Annotated in this window: 15 protein-coding genes; 7 read left to right on the top strand and 8 right to left on the bottom strand. The window is 62.9% G+C overall.

Going from position 1 to position 17,812, the window contains the following annotated elements:
* Positions 1–20: 20 nt before the first annotated feature.
* The 6 genes from AC0L3U_RS35730 to AC0L3U_RS35705 all read right to left on the bottom strand — a co-directional run bounded on the left by AC0L3U_RS35730 (position 21) and on the right by AC0L3U_RS35705 (position 4,907).
* Positions 21–965 carry an EamA family transporter gene (locus AC0L3U_RS35730; protein ID WP_473364775.1) on the bottom strand — a complete coding sequence of 315 codons (945 nt, stop codon included), beginning with the start codon at positions 963–965 and terminating at the stop codon, positions 21–23.
* 70 nt (positions 966–1,035) lie between these two features.
* Positions 1,036–1,851: an MBL fold metallo-hydrolase gene (locus AC0L3U_RS35725; RefSeq protein WP_007599521.1), complete on the bottom strand. Its 816-nt coding sequence runs from the start codon at positions 1,849–1,851 to the stop codon at positions 1,036–1,038.
* Between the two features lie 59 nt (positions 1,852–1,910).
* Positions 1,911–2,315, bottom strand: a complete 405-nt coding sequence (locus tag AC0L3U_RS35720) for a type II toxin-antitoxin system VapC family toxin (protein ID WP_473364774.1) — start codon at positions 2,313–2,315, stop codon at positions 1,911–1,913.
* On the bottom strand, positions 2,312–2,566 hold the full coding sequence (locus AC0L3U_RS35715; protein WP_354159644.1) for an AbrB/MazE/SpoVT family DNA-binding domain-containing protein: 255 nt from the start codon (positions 2,564–2,566) through the stop codon (positions 2,312–2,314). Before AC0L3U_RS35715 ends, AC0L3U_RS35720 begins: the two co-directional genes overlap by 4 nt.
* 68 nt (positions 2,567–2,634) lie before the next feature.
* Entirely contained in the window at positions 2,635–4,161 is a 1,527-nt protein-coding gene (locus AC0L3U_RS35710) for a permease (protein ID WP_473364773.1), read from the bottom strand.
* Positions 4,158–4,907, bottom strand: coding sequence for an ABC transporter ATP-binding protein (locus AC0L3U_RS35705; protein ID WP_473364795.1), 750 nt, complete (start codon positions 4,905–4,907; stop codon positions 4,158–4,160). The genes AC0L3U_RS35710 and AC0L3U_RS35705 overlap by 4 nt, the downstream gene beginning before the upstream one ends.
* A 263-nt stretch (positions 4,908–5,170) precedes the next feature.
* On the opposite strand from AC0L3U_RS35705, the gene AC0L3U_RS35700 reads away from it, so the two are divergent.
* The 6 genes from AC0L3U_RS35700 (at position 5,171) to AC0L3U_RS35675 (ending at position 11,961) form a co-directional block, all read left to right on the top strand.
* Entirely contained in the window at positions 5,171–6,046 is an 876-nt protein-coding gene (locus AC0L3U_RS35700) for a branched-chain amino acid ABC transporter permease (RefSeq protein WP_027570079.1), read from the top strand.
* Positions 6,047–6,050: 4 nt separating this feature from the next.
* Positions 6,051–7,202 (top strand): branched-chain amino acid ABC transporter permease, encoded by a 1,152-nt coding sequence (locus AC0L3U_RS35695; protein ID WP_027515317.1) that lies wholly within the window; start codon positions 6,051–6,053, stop codon positions 7,200–7,202.
* Complete coding sequence (locus tag AC0L3U_RS35690) at positions 7,199–7,957, top strand: ABC transporter ATP-binding protein (RefSeq protein ID WP_473364772.1); 759 nt, start codon at positions 7,199–7,201, stop codon at positions 7,955–7,957. Before AC0L3U_RS35695 ends, AC0L3U_RS35690 begins: the two co-directional genes overlap by 4 nt.
* Before the next feature lie 4 nt (positions 7,958–7,961).
* A complete protein-coding gene (locus AC0L3U_RS35685) occupies positions 7,962–8,750 on the top strand; it encodes an ABC transporter ATP-binding protein (RefSeq protein WP_473364794.1) in 789 nt (262 codons plus the stop codon).
* Between the two features lie 93 nt (positions 8,751–8,843).
* Positions 8,844–10,682 carry an AMP-dependent synthetase/ligase gene (locus AC0L3U_RS35680; protein WP_473364771.1) on the top strand — a complete coding sequence of 613 codons (1,839 nt, stop codon included), beginning with the start codon at positions 8,844–8,846 and terminating at the stop codon, positions 10,680–10,682.
* Between the two features lie 79 nt (positions 10,683–10,761).
* Positions 10,762–11,961: an ABC transporter substrate-binding protein gene (locus AC0L3U_RS35675; protein WP_027570084.1), complete on the top strand. Its 1,200-nt coding sequence runs from the start codon at positions 10,762–10,764 to the stop codon at positions 11,959–11,961.
* A 184-nt stretch (positions 11,962–12,145) separates the two neighbouring features.
* Here the strand turns inward: AC0L3U_RS35675 and AC0L3U_RS35670 are convergent, their stop codons facing one another.
* Positions 12,146–13,270, bottom strand: coding sequence for a lysozyme inhibitor LprI family protein (locus tag AC0L3U_RS35670; RefSeq protein ID WP_473364770.1), 1,125 nt, complete (start codon positions 13,268–13,270; stop codon positions 12,146–12,148).
* 214 nt (positions 13,271–13,484) lie between these two features.
* Positions 13,485–14,216, bottom strand: coding sequence for a transglutaminase-like cysteine peptidase (locus AC0L3U_RS35665; RefSeq protein WP_473364769.1), 732 nt, complete (start codon positions 14,214–14,216; stop codon positions 13,485–13,487).
* Between the two features lie 621 nt (positions 14,217–14,837).
* Between AC0L3U_RS35665 and AC0L3U_RS35660 the strand changes: the two genes are divergently transcribed.
* The coding region (locus AC0L3U_RS35660) for a FecR domain-containing protein (protein WP_473364768.1) at positions 14,838–17,812 on the top strand (2,975 nt) is incomplete at its 3' end.

Raw genomic sequence — 17,812 nt, 5'->3', positions numbered from 1 at the left:
AAAATTGCGCGTCACCGCCGTCAAGTCTTGTTGGGCGACAGATGCCCTATGCCAGGATTAGGCTTTTCGTTCGTTGGTCGGCTCGTCGAGCGTTCCGCGAGCCAAATGACGATGACGGAGACTATGACGAGACCCGCACCAAGCAGCATCACGCGCGAAAATGGCTCGTTCAGCACGACGGTGCCGAGCAGCACAGCGATCACCGGGTTGACGAAAGTGTAGGTCGACACCAACGAGGTCGAGACGTTTTCCAGAAGCCAGTTGTAGGCAACGAATCCGATCACGCTGCCAGCGATGATCAGCCAAAGCGCCGCTGCAAGCGAGGTCACCGAAACCTCGCTCGGCCTGAAGTTTCCGATCTCGCCTGTCAGCCAACTGATCGCGAACAACACGGTGCCGCCGATCGAAAGCTGGATGCCCGAAAGCAGGATAGCGGATACCTGGCTCGACATGCTCCGGGAGCAGACAGTCCCGGCCGACCATGACAAGGCCGCAGCCAGAAGCCAGACGACGGGAAGGATGCTGATGCCGGCCTGCTCGACGTTTTGCCACGCCACGAGTCCGACGCCGAAGAAGCCCGGCACAAGAGCGAGCAGGGCAAGGGGCTTCGGTCGCTGATCGCGGGGGAATAAGACATCGATCAGCAGGATCCAGAACGGGATCGTGGCCAGCACGATGGCCGCGACGCCCGAAGGAACCGATTGCTGCGCGAAGGCGAGTACGCCGTGGCAACCGACAAAGAACAGGAGCCCGCACAGGCTCGCCCTTATCCATGCCTGCGCGGATACGTTCGCGATCTCACCGGCACTCATGGCCAGCAACAAGATGCCGCCACAGAACGAACGTAGTGCCATCAGCAGAAATGGCGGAATCGATTTCAAGCCCAAAGTGATGGCGAAGTAGGTGGAACCCCACAGCAGATAAATGGCCGCAAATGAGCCTATGACCAGCAACCTTCTGCTCATGATTGCTCCGATCGTAACTGATCTCGAAGCAACCAAGTCGGAGGAGGCTCATGCGTTCCGGCTTGGTGCGTCAGACGCCGTCGAGGATGATCACCGTCGGCTTCGACGGCAACGCATCCCGAGACATCCGGAAACTTCGTTCCATGCGCCGGTCGATCTCGAACTGCTGGCCGATGCGTTGCATGAAATCGTCGAGCGGGGTGGCGAAGCGGTGCATCGGCAGCACGACCGAGGCGCGCAGCCGCTTGGTGATCTCGGAGACGCCGTCGAGCGACATGGTGTAGGTGCCGTCGATCGGCACCATCACGATGTCGAGCCGTCCGATCTGGGCAAAGTGGCTGTCGTCGAGCTTGTGGTGAAGATGGCCGAGATGGCCGATGCAGAGGCCCGCGACCTCGAAGATGAAGATCGAATTGCCGTCGCGGATCATGTCGGCGCCGGAATCGTCGCCGAAATAGCGGCGGATGTCGGTCGTGACATTGCGGATGAAGGTGTCCCCGATGCGTTCCGACACGATGGCCGGCTTGCCGTCCTCGCCCCAGCCATGCAGCACATGCGGAATGCGCTTGTCGGGATATAAAGAGTAGTGCGTGCTGTGGGCCCGGTTCATGGTGACGACATCGGGCAGCCGGCCCACCTGGTAGGCCCCGCTATAGTCGGTGGCGATGCGCAAGCCGCCGGGCGTGTCGATGAAATAGGTGGAATGGCCGGCATAGGTAATCTGGACTTCGGCCGAGGCTGCGGCCTGCCGGAACGCGACCGGCGTCACGCGGGGTGCCGCATTCGCCATCGCCAGGCATTCGCTGCGCTGAGGTGATTGCTGCGCGAAGGCAGATGTTACCAGCCAACCGAGAAGCGCACAGACCGTCAGCAATAATCGAGACATCAGGAACCGTCCGGCGCTTATCGACGATCTGATGAGTGTATCTACGAATTATCCTCGCGTCATGTGGTGCCGGCGAGCCGCGCCATTCCACCGCTTGCTTTGATCAGTTTCACGGCCGCTTTGTCGAACGACACGAAAGTATCGGCCCCAAGCCAGTTGCCTTCGTGGGCGATGACGCCATCGGCAAAGTCACCCCCGACCTCGAGGAGCGCTAATCCAGCCTCAGCTATGGGCCGGTTGACGACGACATTGGATGCATCGATCAAGTGCCGGATCGAAGCCGCGATATCTCCAGCAGAGGTTTTGTAGCCTCGTGAGAGGACCCAAGTTAACTCACATAATGCGGGGATCGAGATGGCTATGAGGTCCGCGTTCTCGAGGAGGGCTTCGGCCACCTTGCTCTGTTGAGCATCATCTTCGACCAGCACCCGTACCAGGACGTTGGTGTCGGGTGTGATTTTCATCGCTTGCCGGCCCAGCCGTCAGCAATGACCGCATTCATCTCCTCGATCGAGAGCGATCGACCGTTCGTCTTTCCCTTCAGAAAGCCGAAGGCATCCGAAATCTCTCCGGTGGGCCGAACTGCTCTCACTTCAACTCGCCCGCCAGGAAGCTTTTCTATCGAAATCTTGTCGCCCGGATGTACACCGAGGTGCTCCAGGAGGTCTTTCCGTAGCGTAACCTGCCCCTTTGCCGTGACCGTGAGCGTGCTCATGGGGATCCCTCAATACTGAGACCTCGATAGGTAAGGCAATTTATCCTTACTTTCAAGGCAGGCAGCCTTCATTCCCGCCTTGGGCTGAACTTCCAGGTGATGGCGACGAGGCTCGCGGTGATCAGGCCGCTGACGAGACCGACGATGGGCAGCGTGAGCACCAGGGCGGCGCTGGCAGCCCAGCCGATCGAGGAGAACGCCTCGGCAAAGGTCGCAAGCCGCGACGAGGTCTGGCGTCGGCGAAATTGGCTGCGCCGGGCCTGCACCCGGAACCAGAGCTGGATTGCGGTGGCGGAGGCCGCGCTGACGATGACCGCACCGGCGCTGACCGCGGCCTGGAACGCCGAGGCGAAAGCGAGCGCCGCGATCAACGGGCAGAAGATCACGGCGATCGCGATCAGCACCACCTCGATCTTGGCGCGGATGACGCTGGACGGCGTCAATGGCGCGGTCGCGACCAGGTCGGGCGCGTCCTCGCCCGAGATCGTCAGCCAGGCAAGCCCGCCGGCGAGTTGTCCCGCCGCCATGACGATGACGGGCGTGATCAGCGTCAGCGCCGCGGAGCTGTCGGCAAAGTTGCGCCAGAGCAGCAGCGCCGGCGGCACCAGATAGAGCAGCTGCATCAGCGTCTGCGAGATCAGCCAGGGATCGCGCCAGAGCAGCGAAAATTCCTTGCGCCGCAAGGCATGCTGCCGCGATCCGCCGCGGAACGGGCGCTCCTTCGTGCTGCGACGGCCGGACGCGCCATAGGCGGCGGCATCGATCGCCGTGTCTGCGAAGCGGCCCGAGAAGATCGCCATGACGCTTCCGAGCAGCACGAGCCCGAGTGCCAGGAGCAGCAGCAGCGCTTCGGCGTCCCCCATCGCCGCCCGCGCCGGCCACCACCAGATGCTGTCGGCATCGGGCGCGTAAGCGGCCAAGCTGCCCGAGGTCAGGATGGTGAAGCGCGACAGCGTGCCGTAGGACATGATCGCCGCGACCTGGAGCGCGATCACGAAGCCGGCGCCGATGATCGCGGCGAGGATCTGGGCGACGAACCGTGTCCGTGCCGGACCGATCAGGCGGAACAGCAGGATGGTGACGGCGATCGCGACCGCTGCTGCCGATAGGCCCATGGCGACGACGACGCCGAACGCTGCGAGCCAGCGCGCGCCGCCCCCGAACACCAGCACGTCGATGAAGGGCGTCGAGAACAGCAACGCCATCACCGTGACGGTGAGCGCGATCGCGGCGATGCGCACCGAGAACAGATTGGCCAGCGTCGCGGGTGAGGACATGATGAGGTCGAGATCCGCGCGGGCGTAAAACACCCGCGTCACCGATTCGATTGCCTGCGACAGCATCAGCGTCCAGGCGAGAAAAATCGTCGCCGAAATCACGATCAGCGAGGATTTGTCGAGCGGCAGTTGCAGGTCGGCGAAGCGGCCGATCACCGCCCAGGCCGGCACGTGCAGCAGCGCCGCAAAGAACAGCAGACCGATCACCGCGGCACGCGTTCGTCTGCGCCGCCCGCCGGTCATCATGGCGAGCCATTCGCGCCAGGCGAGCCGGAGCTCGTGGCGGGCGAACCAGGACAGCGCGGTGGCCGAGCTCATGCGGCTTCCTGCAGCGTCACCAGCGCGATGAAGAGATCTTCCAGGCTGGTATCGGCGTGCCCGTTTTGCTGCCGGAGCTCGGTCAGCGTGCCCTCGGCAACCAGGCGGCCGGCTGCGATCACGCCGATGCGGTCGGCCATGCGTTCGGCGACCTCGAGGATGTGCGTGGTCATGATGACGGTGCAGCCGGCGCGGACGCGCTCGCTCAGGAGTCCCTTGACATGGCGGGCGGAGACGGCATCCAGTCCCGTTAGCGGCTCGTCGAGGATGATGAGGCGGGGATCGTGCACCAGGGCGCCGGCGAGGGCGACCTTCTGGCGCATGCCCCTGGAAAAACCCTCGCAGCGTTCGTGCCGGTGCGGCTCGAGCCCGAGCGAGGTCAGGAGACCCGCGGCGACCGGTTCCGAGGCCGATGGTGCGATGCCCCACAGACCGGCGACGAATTCAAGATATTCGAGCGGCGTGAGCTTGTCATAGATCATGGGCTCGTCGGAGACCCACGCCATCACCTGCTTGGCGGCGACGGGGTTCTGGAGCGCATCGATGCCGAAGATGGAGACTGCGCCCGCATCGGGCCGCAAAAGGCCTGCAACCATGCGCAAAGTGGTGGTCTTGCCGGCGCCGTTGGGGCCGACCAGCGCATAGAATTCGCCGGCATGGATGGTGAGATCGAGGTTATCGACCGCCAGACGGTCAAAACGCTTAGTTAACCCCATGACTTCGAGCGCCGAGTCGTCCCGCTTCATCACGGCCACACCTTGCGGTTTTGCATCGCTCGCGACCATGACCCGAAGATGTTTCGGCACCGTGAATCGCGCTGCCGCAAATTCCGTCATCCGGATAGGACTAAAGGCAAGTCACCGTTTGTTGACAGCGCTTGGCGGTTCAGGCTGAATTGGCGAAGGGACGAATGGCGCGAACGCAGCGAAACGACTGCGTAGCGACTGAACACAAGATGCGGCAAGGCGGTCAGGAAGAACCGCCGGTTGTATCGGGAGGATGCGCGACGATGCTGGATTTCGTTCAGCAGCTGGTCAGCGGTGTTGCGCTCGGCTGCGTCTACGGCCTGATCGCGCTCGGCTTCGTGCTTGTCTACAAGGCCACCGAGGTCGTCAATTTCGCCCAGGGCGATTTGATGATGCTGGGCGGCTTCTTTGCCTTCACCTTCATCGGCATGATGGGCCTGAACTACTGGATCGGCTTTGCCGGCGCGGTGGCGGCAATGGCGCTGTTCGGCATGTTGGCCGAGCGCGTGGTGGTGCGGCCGATCCTCGGCTATCCGCAATTCTCCATCATCATGGCCACCATCGGGCTCGGCTATTTCCTGCGCTCGGTCTCCGGCATGATCTGGGGCACCGACGATTTCAAGATCGACACGCCGTTCAGCCAGGGCGTGCTGCGGATCGGTTCGCTGGTGCTCGCCCATGACAAGCTCTCGGTGATCGCGGCGACGGTCATCCTCTGCGCGCTGCTCTGGCTGTTCTTCAACAAGACCACGCTCGGCACCGCGATGCGCGCCAGCTCCGAGAACATGCTGGCGGCCTATTACATGGGCATTCCGGTCAAGCGCGTGGTGTCGATCGTCTGGGCGATCAGCGCGGCGGTTGCGACCTGTGCCGGCGTGCTGCTGGCGCCGATCACCTTCATCCATTCCAATGTCGGTCTGGTGCTGGGCCTGAAGGCGTTTCCGGCCGCCGTGCTCGGCGGCTTCGGCTCGATCCCCGGCGCCGTCGTCGGCGGCGTCCTAATCGGCGTCATTGAGAGCATGGCCGGCTTCTATCTGGCCGAGGGTTGGAAGGACGTCGCGCCCTACATTGTGCTGCTCGCCGTGCTCTTGCTCAAGCCCGAAGGCCTGTTCGGCCTTCACGTCCGCAAGAAGGTCTGAACGCATGCGCTTCCTGTTCAAGACCGACTACGAGGACGACATCAGGCTGTTTCCGCATTCGGGCTATTACGTCTCATACGGTCTCCTGCTGGCCGTGCTGCTGATCGCGCCCTATGTGCTCTCCAGCTATCTGATGAGCCAGCTCGTCTTCGTCTGCATCTATGCGACCGTCGGCGTGGCGTTGTTGATCTTGACGGGTTTCACCGGGCAGGCCTCGCTCGGGCATGCGGCGTTTCTCGCGATCGGTGCGTATACGGCGGCCTATCTGCAGAAATATGGTGTGCCGTTCCCGGTCTACTTTCTCGCCGCCGGGCTCCTGACCGGGCTGATCGGTGCGCTGGTCGGCTTCCCCGCGCTGCGGCTGCAAGGCATCTATCTCGTCATCGCCACCATCTCCTTCGCCTTCATCGTCGAGGAGATTCTGGCGCGCTGGGAGAGCGTCACCAACGGCAACGAGGGCATGCGGATCAAGGCGGTGTCGCTGTTTGGGGTCGCAGTCTCGCGCGACAGCCCCACCTTCTATTTCCTCTGCCTCGCCGTGCTGGTGCTGACCATCGTCGGTACGCTCAATCTGCTGCGTTCGCCGACCGGGCGCGCCTTCGTCGCGATCCGCGACAGCGAGACCGCGGCGCGCAGCATGGGGGTCAATGTCGCGCTGTACAAGGTGAAGTCCTTTGCGATCTCCGCGGCGATCACCGGCTTCGCCGGTGTCCTGTTCGCGCACAAGCTCTCCTTCATCTCGCCGGAGATGTTCACGCTCCAACTCTCGATCGAGTTCATCATCGTCATCCTGATCGGCGGCACCTTCAGCCTGCACGGCGCGGTGCTAGGGGCGATCTTCATCGTGATGATCGATCCGTTCCTGACCTACCTCAAGGACGACATGCCCGGCATCATCGCCGGCATTGCCGCGACCTTCGGAGCGGGCACGCAAGCCGCGGCCAATGTCCAGTCCAAGGTCGCGGCCTTTGCCTCGCTCAACGGCCTGAAAGGCGCGATCTACGGCATCATCATCGTATTGTTCGTGCTGTTCGAGCCGCTCGGGCTTTACGGCCGCTGGCTCAAGATCAAACTCTTCTTCCAGCTGTTCCCGCTCTACAAGCGCGCCACCTTCAAGCGGCAGAAGATCTACGTGAAGTCGGAGCGCAACCGATGAGCTATTTTCGCGCCGAGAGCTTGTCGCTGCATTTCGGTGGGCTGAAGGCCGTCGATGCTGTGTCGTTCGCGGTCGAGAGGGGCGAGATTCTCTCGATCATCGGGCCGAACGGCGCCGGCAAGAGCTCGATTTTCAACCTGATTTCGCGGATCTACCGGCCGACCTCGGGCCGAATCTTCTTCGAGGATCAGGACATCACGGAGCAGCCGCCCCACGACATCGCAAGGCTCGGCATCGCCCGCACGTTCCAGAACATCGAGCTGTTCGAGAACGCGACGGTGCTGTCGAACCTCCTGGTCGGACGTCACCGGCATTCGACCACGCAGCTTTGGCAGGAACTGTTGTTCCTGCCGGGCGTACGGGCCGACGAGAAGGTGCATCGCCGCAGGGTCGAGCAGGTCATCGAATTCCTCGATCTCGAACCCTACCGCGACAAGCTGATCTCGGGTCTGCCTTACGGCGTGCGCAAGGTGATCGAGCTGGCGCGCGCACTATGCTCGGAGCCGAAGCTGATCCTGCTCGACGAGCCGTCCTCCGGCCTCAACGTGGAGGAGACCGACGATATGTCGTTCTGGATCCGCGACCTCAGAAGCGAGCTCGGCGTCACCGTGCTCATGGTCGAGCACGACATGTCGCTGGTCAACCGCGTCTCCGACCGCGTCATCGCCCTGAACTACGGCCGGGTGCTGGCGATGGGCTCGCCCGCCGAAGTGCAACAGCATCCCGATGTCGTCGCCGCCTATCTGGGAGCCTGACGCGATGGATGCCGTGGCGACACCAGACATCATCCTGAAACTCTCCAACATCGAGAGCTATTACGGGCCGATCATGGCGATCCGCGGCATCTCGCTCGAAGTGCCGCGCGGCCGCATCGTCACGCTGCTGGGCGCCAACGGCGCCGGCAAGACCACGGTGCTCAAGACGATCTCGGGCATTCTCGATCCGCAGAAGGGCGCCATCGAGTTCATGGGCAAGTCGATCCAGCGCATGGAGGCGGACAGGATCGTGCGGCTGGGCCTCAGCCACGTGCCGGAGGGACGCGAGGTGTTCCCGTTCCTCTCCGTGCGCGAGAACCTGATGATGGGCGCCTATCCGCGCAGCGATCGCGACGGTGTCGCGGACGATCTGGAGCGCGTCTACGGCTATTTCCCGCGGCTGAAGGAGCGCATCAACCAGCCGGCCGGACAGCTCTCCGGCGGCGAGCAGCAGATGCTTGCGATCGGCCGCGCGCTGATGAACCGGCCGACGCTGTTGCTGCTCGACGAGCCCTCGCTCGGGCTGTCGCCGATCCTGGTGAAGGAGATCTTCGCTATCATACGCCGCGTCAACGAGGAGCAGGGCATGTCGATCCTGCTGGTCGAGCAGAACGCCAAGGTGGCGCTGGAGACGGCGCATTATGGCTATGTGCTGGAGATCGGCCGGATCGTGATGAACGACAGCTGCGACCGTTTGATGCATTCGAAGGACATCCAGGAATTCTACCTTGGCGCCAAGGAAGCGGGCGCACGAGGCGAGCGGCGCTGGAAAAAGAAGAAGACTTGGCGTTGAAGCAAGACTTGGCGTTAGATCGGGAGACCCGTCCGGAACAATAGACCGCCGGCAAGGCAGGCAGCGGAGGGAACGCGACAAGAGGAGACGTGAATGGCCAGACCGGCGGTGTTGACGGTCGCTGACACGATCGCGAAGAGCTTTTTGCGCGCCGCGGAGACGCGGGGCGACAGGCCGGCTATACGCGAGAAGAAATTCGGGATCTGGCAGCCGACCAGCTGGCGCGAATGGCTGGAGATCTCGAAGGAGATCGCCTACGCGCTGCACGCCATCGACTACTGGCCCGGCGACGTTGCTTCCATCATCGCCAACGCCGTGCCGGAATGGGTCCATGTCGACATGGGCATTCTGTGCGCCGGCGGCGTCTCTTCCGGGATCTATCCAACCGATGCCTCATCCCAGGTCGAATATCTCGTCAACGATTCCCGGACGAAAGTGATCTTCGCCGAGGACGAGGAGCAGCTCGACAAGGTCCTGGCCTGTCGCGCACGCTGTCCGTCTCTGCGAAAGATCATCGTGTTCGACATGGAGGGCCTCAGCGGCTTCTCCGATGACATGGTGATGTCCCTCGACGAGTTCCGTGCGCTCGGGCGCAACCATATGGCCGGCCGTGAGGCGCTGTGGCAGGAGATGGTCGACAGTCGCGGCGCGAGCGATCTCGCGGTCCTCGTCTATACATCCGGCACCACGGGCCCGCCCAAGGGCGCCATGCACGCCAACCGCAGCGTCACGCACCAGATGCGGCACGCTAACGATTTCATTCCGGCGCGCGAGAACGAGGACCGGCTGATTTTCCTGCCGCTCTGCCACGTCGCCGAACGGATCGGCGGCTACTACATCTCGGTCGCGCTCGGCTCGGTGATGAATTTTGCCGAGAGTCCGGAGACCGTGCCGGACAATCTGCGCGAGGTGCAGCCGACCATCTTCCTCGCGGTGCCGCGCATCTGGGAGAAATTCTATTCCGCGATCACTATCGCCCTAAAGGACGCGACGCCGCTGCAGCAATGGGTCTACCGCCGCGCCATCGACATCGGCTATCGCATGGTCGCTTGCAGGATCGAAGGGAAGCCGCCGCCGCTGTCGTTGCGCATCGCCAACGGCATCGCTTACCGGCTCGCCTTCCGCAACATCCGGCGCATGATCGGGCTCGACCGTTGCCGCATCGCCTTCACCGGCGCGGCGCCGATCGCACCGGAGCTGATCCGCTGGTATCTCGCGCTCGGCATCGACATCCACGAGGTCTACGGGCAGACCGAGAATTGCGGGGTCGCCACCATGATGCCGGCGGAGCGGATCAAGCTCGGCTCGGTCGGCAAGGGGGTGTCGTGGGGTGAAGTGGCGCTGTCGCCCGACGGGGAGATCCTGATCAGGGGCGACTTCCTGTTCATGGGCTATCTAAACCAGCCGGAGAGGACAGCTGAGACCATCGACCATCGCGGCTGGCTGCATACTGGCGACGTCGGCACCATCGACAATGAGGGCTTCGTCCGCGTCACCGACCGGATGAAGGACATCATCATCACCTCCGGGGGCAAGAACATCACGCCGTCCGAGATCGAGAATCAGCTGAAATTCTCGCCCTACATCTCGGATTCCGTGGTGATCGGCGACAAGCGGCCATACCTCACCTGCCTCGTGATGATCGACCAGGAGAATGTCGAGAAATTCGCGCAGGACCACGACATCCCTTTCACCAACTATGCCAGCCTGTGCCGCGCGGCGGAGATCCAGGACTTGATCTGGCGCGAGATCGAAGCGGTCAATGCCAATTTCGCCCGCGTCGAGACCATCAAGAGATTCTATCTGATCGAACGGCAACTCACTCCGGAGGACGAGGAGCTGACGCCGACCATGAAGCTGAAGCGCGGCTTCGTGAACAAGCGCTATGCCGCCGAGATCGACGCAATGTATCCGACGCGCGCGGTGGCTTGAACAATCCGGTTTGAATAACAGCGAAGGAGTGATGGCCCCACCCTTCGCATCATAAGGGCCCCAAGGAGAGGAGACGTCAATGTCGAGATCGTTGAGAACGTTCGGCTTTGCGGCAGGCGCGGTGGTGCTCACCTGCTTGCCTGCCGCGGCGCAGACAAAGGTCACCAATGAAGGTATCTCGGCCTCCGAGATCGTCATCGGAACCCATCAGGATCTGTCGGGACCGATCAAGGTCTGGGGCGTGCCGGTCTCCAACGGCATGAAGATGGCGGTCGAGGAAATCAACGCGGCCGGCGGCATCAATGGCCGCAAGATCAGGATGATCCTCGAGGACAACGGCTACGATCCGAAGAAGGGCGTGCTGGCGTCGCAGAAGATGGTCGAGCGCGACAAGATATTTGCAATGATCGGCTCGATGGGATCAGCGCCGACGCTCGCCGCGCAGGACATCCTGTTCGATGCCGGCGTGCTCCAGCTCTTCCCGCTGACTGCCGCCGAGTTCACCTTCAAATTCGACCCAGCCAAGCCGCAGGAGCGGCTGAAGTTCAACAACCTCTTGCCCTATGTCGAGAGCACACGCGCCGCGCTGAAATACATGGTGGAGTGGAAGAACTTCCAGAAGCCCTGCATCATGCATCAGGATGACGAGTATGGAAAGAACGTGCTCGACGGCTTCACCCAGCAATTGACGGCCATGAAGCTGCAGCCGGCGTCGGTGACGAGCTACAAGCGCGGCGCCTCCGATTTCAGCGCGCAGATCGCCAAGATGAAGTCCGACGGCTGCGATCTCGTCGTGCTCGGCACCGTGATCCGCGAGACCATCGGCGCGATGACGGAGGCGAAGAAGCTCGGCTGGGACGTTACTTTCCTGGGGGCGACGCCGACCAACGTGCTGGAAGTGCCGGCGCTCGGCAAGGACGCCGTCGAGGGCCTCTATGCGGCGAGCGGCTTCGAGATCCCCTACGAGGACACCGCCAAGGGCAAGGTCCACGACTGGCTCATCAACTACAAGAAGATGTTCAACACCGATGCCAACACCCAGGCGATCATCGGCTACAATGCGGTGACGACGTTTGCGTTCTACGCAAACAAGGCGGGCAAGGATCTGACCGGCCAGAAGATGCTGGACGCGCTGGAATCGGGCGACAAGTTCCTCGACATCTTCAACTCGCCGCCGACCAAATTCTCCAAGACCGACCACCTCGCCAACACCATCACCCAGGTGCAGCAGGTCAAGGGCGGCCGCTGGGTTCTGGTGAAGGACAATCTGATGTTTTGATTTCTTCGCCTCTCCCCGCACGCGGGGAGAGGCCGGAATTTGCGCAGCAAATTCCGGGTGAGGGGGCTCTCCGCGAGTCGAACTGTCACCGGATTCGCTGAAGCAGCCCCTCACCCCAACCCTCTCCGCGCGGGCGAAGCTCGTCGCGACCCCGTGAGAACGGGGCGAGGGAGAGGACACAGCCCTACGATCCCCCACCCGCGGTGCCTGAATTCACCGGGGCCAACTCGTCTTCCCGGCAGCGCCACCCGTCGGCGGCCTTCACGAACGCAAAGGTGCGCTGGATCCTGAGGCGGCGCGTGACGTTGAAGGCGTCTGCGGAGCGCTCCTTGTTGCTGACGCCAGGCTGCGGACGACCCGTTGTGGCGTCCCAGCAGGTGCCCGTGCACGTCGTGGCGATCTTGCTGCAGGTGGCGAAGGGCGCCAGCACGGCCATCTCGATTTCGCCCGTGACTTGCGCTTCCTGTTCGCCCACCTGGCTGTCGAGTGCGTAGACGCGGTTGATGCGGAGGAAGTTGCCGCAGGAATTGGCCGCGTGGATTCGCGCGGCGCAGAAATCGACGGCATCGGTGTCGGGCGAGTGGGCCGCGACCTGCCGGCCGAACACCTTCTTCGGATCGCCTTTCGCCGCGCCAATCTCGTCGGCCTTGTGCTTCAGATAGCCGGCGAGACAGTCCTCCGCGGACTCGAGCTCCCCGAGCGGCACATTCTCCTTGCCGACCAGATTGCATTTGCGATCGCGCTCCCGCGTCCACCGGCCATATTCGGCGAAGGCAAAGCGGGCCGCGGTCGGATCGAGCTTGCCGATCAGGCCGAGAACCTGGCTGTTCAACTCGGTCTCGGCAAGCGCCAGCGACGGGTCCGCGCAGATCAGTGCGCCCGCGGCGGTGTTGGCTGCGAGACAGTCGAAATCCGGATCGCGTACGATCGCGGCGCGCTCGTCGGTCACCTTGAGAAGACATGCCTTCACCCGGTCAAAATCGTCGGTGCGGATCGCGGTTTGGCCGACGATGCCGCAACCGAGGTTGCGCTGGCGAACCCAGATCGCGTTCTCCTCGATCCCGGGCAGGCGATCGGGCAGGCGGGCAAGCCGCGCCTCGATTCCCGTGCTCAGCTTCTCGGCGGCGGCGGCAAGCTCGGCATCACCGCAGAACAATTGATTGCCGGGATCGCGGATCTGCTGGCAGTTGTTCCTGGCGAACAGCGGCAGCCTGTCGGCGACGGAGCGGAGGGACGGGCTGGATTGCGCGAAGCCTGGAGCCGCGGGCAAGGCCAGCAGCGCAAGCATAGTCAGCACGATGAACCGCATTCCAGTCGCCCCCGCATAGCCGCGGCATGCTAGCGTCCGGGATCGCACTGTGGAATGGGTTTGTGGGTAAGCGCACTTTGTGCTGGTAGCCCGGATGGAGCGCAGCGCAATCCGGGATTCGTGCGACAGGCGGCAGCGGCCGCGGATTTTGTGGAGCCCGTCATCGGGCGGCGCCGTGCGCCGACCCGGTGGCACCATCCCGGCTACAAGAAAATCAACGCGCCTCGGCGGCGACCATCGAGAACCGCACGGGTTCGTCGACATATTTCATCACGGCCGACCGGTAGAGGACGAACAACGGCTGGTAACTCCGTGCGGCGTCGTCCTCGACCATTGCCATGCGGCGGTTGTCGAGCATCAGCCAGTGCCCGTCGAGCCGTGCAGCGGCAACCGCATGCTCTTCGCCGGCGCGGATGTCGCGCACGACGACGATGCGGAGATCCTCGGCGGCGACGCCCGCAAGCTTAAGGGCGGCGAGCTTGGCAATGGCATAGTCCTCGCAATCCCCGGCGCCACGCGCGAAAGTCGCGAGCGGCGAGCTCCAGACGTCCTCGGAACCGTCATCGGTGGCACGGATGGCGAGGTTGATGGCGCGATTGGTTTCGCCCAGCAGAGCGCGGCCGTCACGGCTGCGGGCCTGGTCGACGATGGCGAGCAGTTTCAGCGCAGCGGGCGACGCGCAATTATCCCGGTCGCCGTCGCACAGCGCGAGCTGCACCATGTCATCGTCGAGCCTGGACCTCAGCGCGAGCCATTTCTGTTGCAGGTTGCCGGCGGAGATGGCGAAGGCGAACACGCCGAACGGCTCGGCGGATTTGCGCACGAGGACGCCGGCTCCCGGCGACAGTAGCGTTCCAGCGCGAAGCTCCGCGGCCGATCCGAGCAGGATCAATCCGCACAGCACAACGATTGCGCGCCAAGCGCGCGAGCGAGCAGCGGTCTCCATCTGACATCCCCTTCCGGCTTCGCCAGGTCCCCCTCGACCTGCACGTGCCGGGCTTTGTTGCTTTCGCGGAGATAGTGCGAGGCGGCCGGTTTTGTTCTGCTTAACGCGCCCGGCTGGGGTCCCAAAACCGGGCAACAGGCTGAAACGGGCCTGCTCAAATTGCGTAAGATTTTACGATTCGCCGGCTAGGAGGACGGCAGTTGCCGCGAAGAAGGACCAATTGCAGGCACAAGTTGTCGTGGAACTGATTCTGCGCCTTATGGCTAACGGCTCGCTATTTCACGGCTTCTGTTAGTTGGATCACAGATTTGGCCCCGTATTTGCCGCAGGGTGGGGCGGGGATCCACGAACAAAAGATGACAATAGTATCTATTGTGGTATTTCTACAATAGAATACATGGGGTTACTGGAAATGAGCGAAAATAAGCGCTACTTTACTTATGAGTATTTCGAAAATTACTTTGGCTTCTCTGCGGACGCCCAGCCGCCTGAGAGCATCGACCGCTTGGTGATGCCAAATCACACAAGCAATAGGTGGTTTCGCTAAGGACTTGGTAATGATATGCAAGTTTAGGTGAGCGATACTTACTTAGATTTTAACTCCCTTTTTTGGTGCCCGGATTGAATTACGCTGGCAAATTTGACGCCGCGATTTCCTTGGACGGCTTGGGTTCCCGATCGCCCGCCGATGGCCATGTCGATTCCTTTACCGCCAAGGCACACGGTCACGTGCCCGATGGCGCGTTCGTCGTTCCCGACCCGAATCTGATCTTCAACGGCGATTTCAAGCGCGCCGGTCTCGACCTCGTGCTGTCCCATGATGGGCACGATTTCGTCGTTCACGATTATTTCAGGGGCGACAAGCGCGCGGCGATCGCTTCGCCTGACGGCGCGCACCTCACCGGCGACGTCGTCAACGCACTCACCGGCCATGTGCAATACGCGCAGGCCGCCTCCGGCATTGCCGCCGCCCAGGTCATCGGCCACGTCACCAAGCTCTCCGGCAGCGCGACCGCGGTCCGGAACGGCGTCTCCGTCATCCTGAACAACGGCGACAATGTCGAGAAGGGCGACGTGGTCTCGACTGGTGGGGACTCGACGCTCGGCATCACGTTCATCGACGGCACGGTGTTCGGCCTGTCCTCCAATGCGCGGATGGTGCTGAACGAGATGGTCTACGACCCCAACGGGTCGAACAATTCCTCGCTGCTCAGTCTGGTCGCGGGCACCATCACCTTCGTCGCCGGCGAGACCGCCAAGCACGGCGACATGAAGGTCGACACGCCGGTCGCCACCATGGGCATCCGCGGGACGGCGGTGCTGAGCCAGATCAACTTCGTCGTTCCCGCCGGCGGCGGCGATCCGCAGCCGCAGGCGAGCTTCCAGGTGCTGGTCGAGCCGAACGGCACGACGGGCTCCTACATCCTGTTCGACAAGGTCACGCTGCTGCCGATCGCGACGGTCAACCAGGCCGGCCAGATGATCCAGATCAGCGGCGGCAACGTCTCGATCTCCAATGCGCTGATGTCGCCGGACATCCAGAAGCTGATCACGGACGTGTTCACGCTGAAGTTCACGGACAACAACAGCAACACCAAGCTGACCCAGAACTTCACCGACTCGATCACGCAAACCGGCAACATTGTCTTCATCAAGACGGATACCGGTGCCACCGCGACCGCGACCTTCACGCATCTCACTGAGCTGACATCGCCCGGGCCCGGCCATGATCCGGCGACCAGCACCCGCATTCCCGGCCCGCCCCTTGCGCGCAGCCTCGATCTCAACGGCGATGTGAAGACGGCATTCCCGCTGACCGAGCGCGCGGACACGACCGGCGACACAACCCATTACGATACCATCTCCGGCCTGATCACCTTCGACGACCAGAACCTGGGCGACCGGCCGACTGTGAGCATGAGCGTCGCCGACGCGCCCAACTACGTCTACAAGGACGCCGGGCTGCACGATGTCACCGGATCGCTCACCGCGCTCCAGAAGCAGGACATTGCTGCGACGCTGATCAACATCGACGTGGTCGCCAATGGCGGCAACACCAACCACGGCTCGGCAGTCTGGACCTACACGATTCCCGACCACGTCTTCGACTTTCTCGCGGCGGGTGAAACGCTGACGCTGACCTACAAGGTCCGCGTCAACAATAATTTCTCGGTCAATCCCGAAGCGTCGACCATCGACATCACCATCACGATCACCGGCACCAACGACAAGCCGGTGATCACCACCAGCGTTCCGGTCATCGTCTTCGAAGGCGGCACCAGCGTGCCGGGTGGCCCGCTCACCAGCGAGGTGCCGACTTCGGGCACGCTGACCTTCAATGATGTCGACCTCACCGACACCCACACGGTCGCTGTCAAGCTGACCAGCGCGACCCTGCCTGATGGTAGCGTTCCGCCGGGCCCGCTAGCTGCGTTCCAGAGCGCGATGTCGGTCGCGATCGCGGCGGGCGCCGACAGCACCGGGGACGGCACCGGCACCATCAACTGGTCGCTGGCCGACCTGCCGGTCTATCTCGCCGACTTCATCCCCAAGGGTGAGGTGCTGACGCTGGTCTACACCGTGACGCTCAGGGACGCGCAAGGCGCCACCTCGCAGCAGACCATCACCGTCACGATCACCGGCACCGACGCTCCCGCCGTGGTGTGGATCGCGACCGACCATGCCGGCGCGCCCTCCGGCGGCTTCTGGAAGGACGCGGCCAACTGGGAAACCGGCACGGTCCCCACCGTCAATGACGACGTCATCGTCATCACCGATCAGCTGCACGGGCTGACGCCATCCTATCCGGTGACGATCGACGCGGCTGCTTATGCCAAGTCGATCACGATGAACGACTACGACACCACGGTCGGCCACACGGCACCGGAAGTCATCAACAAGAGTGCGTTGATGATTGCGGGCGAGGTGAGCCTCAAGGCCGATTCGAAGCTCACCAATTTCACGGCCAGCACGATCTCGGTTGGTGGCAAGGCCGAGTTCCTGGACAGTAGCGTCCTCACCAACGCCGGCTACCTGACGCTCAAGGGCGGCGGCGATTTCGCCAAGAGCACCACGATCACCAATTCCGGCACGATCGAGCTGTTCGGCGGCACGCTGACGACGTTGGCCGGAATTGACAATGCCGGTGGCACGCTGAAGGCCGATGCCGGCACGACGCTGATCGTCGACACCGCGACGGTCGATGGCGGCACCGTGACCATTCTGGGCACGTTGGAGCTCGACGGCACCAGCGTCCTCAAAGGCGGCACGCTGAACAATTCAGGAGCGGTCAACGTCAAGGGCACCGCGGAGTTCGCCCACGAGACCGTCGCAAACACGTCCGGCGGCACAATCAAGGTGCTGGCGAATGGCTGGCTGACGATCGACCAGGGCTCGACCGTTGCCAATACCGGCAACGTCACGATCGATGCCGCTGGCAAGCTGACGGTGAACGGGGCCACGATCAGCGACACCGGCACGGTCACCGGCAACGGCGAGATCGATCTGACCGGCGCTGCGGTGCTGAGCGGCGGCATCCTGAACAACAATGCGGCCTTCAAGGTCAGCGGCGCCGGCAACGCGCTGGACCACGAGAC

Source organism: Bradyrhizobium sp. Kon69, assembly GCF_055807515.1.
The sequence above is the reverse complement of the archived record's forward strand: the minus strand, read 5'-3'. Positions and strand labels throughout refer to the sequence as shown.

What these genes read in the sequence shown, in the direction of transcription:
- AC0L3U_RS35730 (WP_473364775.1), bottom strand. Translation starts at nt 965, where the DNA reads ATGAGCAGAAGGTTGCTGGTCATAGGCTCATTTGCGGCCATTTATCTG.
- AC0L3U_RS35725 (WP_007599521.1), bottom strand. Translation starts at nt 1,851, where the DNA reads ATGTCTCGATTATTGCTGACGGTCTGTGCGCTTCTCGGTTGGCTGGTA.
- AC0L3U_RS35720 (WP_473364774.1), bottom strand. Translation starts at nt 2,315, where the DNA reads ATGAAAATCACACCCGACACCAACGTCCTGGTACGGGTGCTGGTCGAA.
- AC0L3U_RS35715 (WP_354159644.1), bottom strand. Translation starts at nt 2,566, where the DNA reads ATGAGCACGCTCACGGTCACGGCAAAGGGGCAGGTTACGCTACGGAAA.
- AC0L3U_RS35710 (WP_473364773.1), bottom strand. Translation starts at nt 4,161, where the DNA reads ATGAGCTCGGCCACCGCGCTGTCCTGGTTCGCCCGCCACGAGCTCCGG.
- AC0L3U_RS35705 (WP_473364795.1), bottom strand. Translation starts at nt 4,907, where the DNA reads ATGAAGCGGGACGACTCGGCGCTCGAAGTCATGGGGTTAACTAAGCGT.
- AC0L3U_RS35700 (WP_027570079.1), top strand. Translation starts at nt 5,171, where the DNA reads ATGCTGGATTTCGTTCAGCAGCTGGTCAGCGGTGTTGCGCTCGGCTGC.
- AC0L3U_RS35695 (WP_027515317.1), top strand. Translation starts at nt 6,051, where the DNA reads ATGCGCTTCCTGTTCAAGACCGACTACGAGGACGACATCAGGCTGTTT.
- AC0L3U_RS35690 (WP_473364772.1), top strand. Translation starts at nt 7,199, where the DNA reads ATGAGCTATTTTCGCGCCGAGAGCTTGTCGCTGCATTTCGGTGGGCTG.
- AC0L3U_RS35685 (WP_473364794.1), top strand. Translation starts at nt 7,962, where the DNA reads ATGGATGCCGTGGCGACACCAGACATCATCCTGAAACTCTCCAACATC.
- AC0L3U_RS35680 (WP_473364771.1), top strand. Translation starts at nt 8,844, where the DNA reads ATGGCCAGACCGGCGGTGTTGACGGTCGCTGACACGATCGCGAAGAGC.
- AC0L3U_RS35675 (WP_027570084.1), top strand. Translation starts at nt 10,762, where the DNA reads ATGTCGAGATCGTTGAGAACGTTCGGCTTTGCGGCAGGCGCGGTGGTG.
- AC0L3U_RS35670 (WP_473364770.1), bottom strand. Translation starts at nt 13,270, where the DNA reads ATGCGGTTCATCGTGCTGACTATGCTTGCGCTGCTGGCCTTGCCCGCG.
- AC0L3U_RS35665 (WP_473364769.1), bottom strand. Translation starts at nt 14,216, where the DNA reads ATGGAGACCGCTGCTCGCTCGCGCGCTTGGCGCGCAATCGTTGTGCTG.